The organism is Anaerococcus sp. NML200574 (assembly GCF_026131665.1).
In the GTDB taxonomy this organism is placed as follows: Bacteria; Bacillota; Clostridia; order Tissierellales; family Peptoniphilaceae; genus Anaerococcus; species Anaerococcus kampingae.
On sequence record NZ_JAMXSM010000056.1, the window covers coordinates 1 to 2,957 of the forward strand.

The window sequence follows — 2,957 nt, forward strand, 5'->3', positions numbered from 1 at the left end:
TCCTAGATGAAAAAGGAGAAAAGATTTTAAACAAAAATGGAAAACCTAAAACAAGAAAAGTAGAACTAACAACCTGGAATGATAAAGGCAATGTAGAAAAATGGAGAGAAAATTTTTCAGACCTTTGTAATGAATATCTTGCAAAAAACAAGATAGAAAAAAGAGTAGACCATAGGAGTTTTAAAAGACAAAATTCTGATTATCTACCGACAATCCATTTAGGATCAGCAGCAAGTGCAATGGAAAGAAAGGGAATAGAAACTGACAAGGGAAACTATAATAGAGAAATAAGAAAATATAATAACCTTGTAAAAACAATAAAAGAAGAGATAAAAACATTAAAGGGTTGGATAGGAAATTTATTAGATAACCTAACTACTGCTTATGAAAAATTTAAGGATATAGAAAGAGATAAGGTAATAGACAACCCTAAACTTTTCAATCTAACAAATTATCTATTAACTTATTCAGAAATTCAAAAAGAAAAAAGTAAATATCTAAAAGGATATGCAAAAACTAATAAAGAAAAATATGACTTTAAAAAGCTAACGAGTGTATATAGTTATTTAAGAAAAAATAACATAGAAACCATTGGTCAGTTACAAATAAAAATAGAAACTTTAAAGTCCAATAGTTACAAACTAAATAAAAAAGCAAAGACAATCCATAAAGAAATGGAAGATGTAGAAAAGAAAATTCTATACTATGAAATCTACAAAGCCAAAAAAGGAGTTTATGAAGAATACCAAAAGAAAAACATATTCACAAAAGACACATTCTATAACAAACATAAGAAAGACATAGACCAATATAAGGTAGTAAGCGGGAAATTAAAAAAACTCCTATCAGATAAGGAAAAACTAAGTCCTAAAAAATGGAATGAAGAAAAAAATCTTTTAATGGCAAATCTTGAAGAAATAAATAAAGAAAAAGACAAGATAAAAGATGAATACCAGGAAATTAATCATATAAAATATTCAGTAGATTTTGTAAACAAAGAACTTGGCATAGATTTATCCATAGAAATAGATAAGCTTATAAAACAAGGTGAAAAACCAAGTGTAATAGCACAGATTAAAAAATTCCAAGACCAAGTTATTAAAGATAATGAATTCAGAGAAATGATGAAAAACAAGAAAATGGATCAAGAAAGATAAGACCTGGTAAAAATATCTTATCCAAGCTATAATATGACCAAGAAAATAAAGGCAGATCTAGGAGGTAATAGAGATGAATAAAAGGCAAGAGATAATAGATGAACTCATATAAGCAAATGAAGATGGAACATACAAAACATACAAAAGCACAGAAGAAATAAAAGCGATGAACAATGAAGAAGTGCAGATTATATATTCCAACATGAAAAACTATCTATCAGACAAAAGAACACATATAAACTACTAAAGGTGGAAAGGTATTGTAAGCTATTTAAAATAATAAAAGGTACAAATACCTAAGTAAGCTATAAAAACATTTAAAATAAGCATTCCACCACCAAGAACAATAAAATAAAAACAAGCAAAGGGAAGTATAGAAAAATTAAAACCTATACTTCCCTTTTTTAATTCAAACAAAGGAGATAAAGCATGATAAACGAAGAAATAAGCAAAGAAGCAGGTCAAGCAGCACAAACCATAATAACATACACAATAAAGGCAGCAAAAGAATCAATCAACTTAGATAAAGAAATAAGAAAAAAGATGAATGAAACTTTAGAAAAAGCAAATGGAAACTTAAAAAGTCTTATGGTCGATGAAATAAAAATAAAAGACCTATACAAGAAAGGACAACTAGAAAATATAAGCATAGATCAAAGCGACCTCAAAGACTTAAAAAAAGAACTAAACAAACTTGGAGTAAGCTTTTCAGTAATTAAAAACAAAGAAACCCAAAACTATGAAGTATTCTTCCAAGCCAAAGACATAAAAGTAATGGAATATGCCTTTAAACAAGTCATAGCCAAAGAAAATAAAAAAGAAAAAGAAAGTATCCTAAAACAAATAAAGAAATACAAAGACCTATCCAATAACAAGGATAAGGCAAAAGAAAAAGTCAAAAGGAAAGTAAAAGAAAAAGTAAAACCAAACAAGAAAGATATGACCAGAGAAATCTAAGGGAGTAACGAAAAGTTACACCCTTAGACCCCCATAATAACAAGACTTCCGAAAATCGGAAATCAAGAATTTCGATTATCGAAAATCAAGAAAGGAGCAATAATGAAAAAGAAGAATTTTTCACAGACAAAAGGATAAAAAGACTAAGGAGAATATCGGGAGGAGATACCTACACGATAATCTACCTCAAACTTTTATTACTAAGCCTAAAAGATGAGGGCAAACTCTATTATGAGGGAGTAGAAAGTGATTTTATAAAAGAGTTAGCACTAACCATAGATGAAACAGACTATGATGTAATGGTTACGGTAAATTATTTAATCAATCAAGGCTTATTAGAAGTTTTAACAGAAAATGATGAATACTATTTAACTGAAATACCAAATTTAATCGGATCATAAACAGCCTGGGCAGAGAAAAAAAGAAGATACAGACAAAATAAACAGAGGACATTGTCCTTAATGAGTCCAACCCATGTCCGACAAGAGATAGAGATAGAGAAAGATATAGATATAGATAAAGAGAGAGAGGGAGAGATAGAAAAGATTTAAAATTTTTGGTATAATCACATTAATTAAACTAAATGTATAATGATAAAATGAGCTTGTTTACCGTAAGCTGATTGTGATAAAAAGATTAAAACTCCCACCATTGGTGCAAGAAATAGAATAAAATAAAGAATCAGATTGGAGTGATGAGAATGGATAAAAAAGATCTAGCTATTATAGGAGATAGTGAATATAAAAAATTACTTTTAGATTTAAAGGAAAAAGTTAGACGCAGTCAATTAAAAGCAGCAGTAAAAGTTAATTATGAGTTGCTTGATTTGTATTGGAACTTGGG

Annotated in this window: 2 protein-coding genes and 2 pseudogenes; all 4 read left to right on the top strand. The window is 28.5% G+C overall.

Going from position 1 to position 2,957, the window contains the following annotated elements; genetic code table 11:
* On the top strand, nt 1-1,157 hold a 1,157-nt coding region (locus NH286_RS10545; RefSeq protein ID WP_265238762.1), incomplete at its 5' end, for a MobA/MobL family protein.
* Nucleotides 1,158-1,586: 429 nt separating this feature from the next.
* Nucleotides 1,587-2,114 (top strand): PcfB family protein, encoded by a 528-nt coding sequence (locus NH286_RS10550; protein WP_265238764.1) that lies wholly within the window; start codon nt 1,587-1,589, stop codon nt 2,112-2,114.
* A 74-nt stretch (nt 2,115-2,188) separates the two neighbouring features.
* Nucleotides 2,189-2,512 (top strand): annotated as a pseudogene (locus NH286_RS10555) (phage replisome organizer N-terminal domain-containing protein); the annotation flags it as partial.
* A gap of 302 nt (nt 2,513-2,814) precedes the next feature.
* Nucleotides 2,815-2,957, top strand: a pseudogene (locus tag NH286_RS10680) (DUF1016 domain-containing protein); the annotation flags it as partial.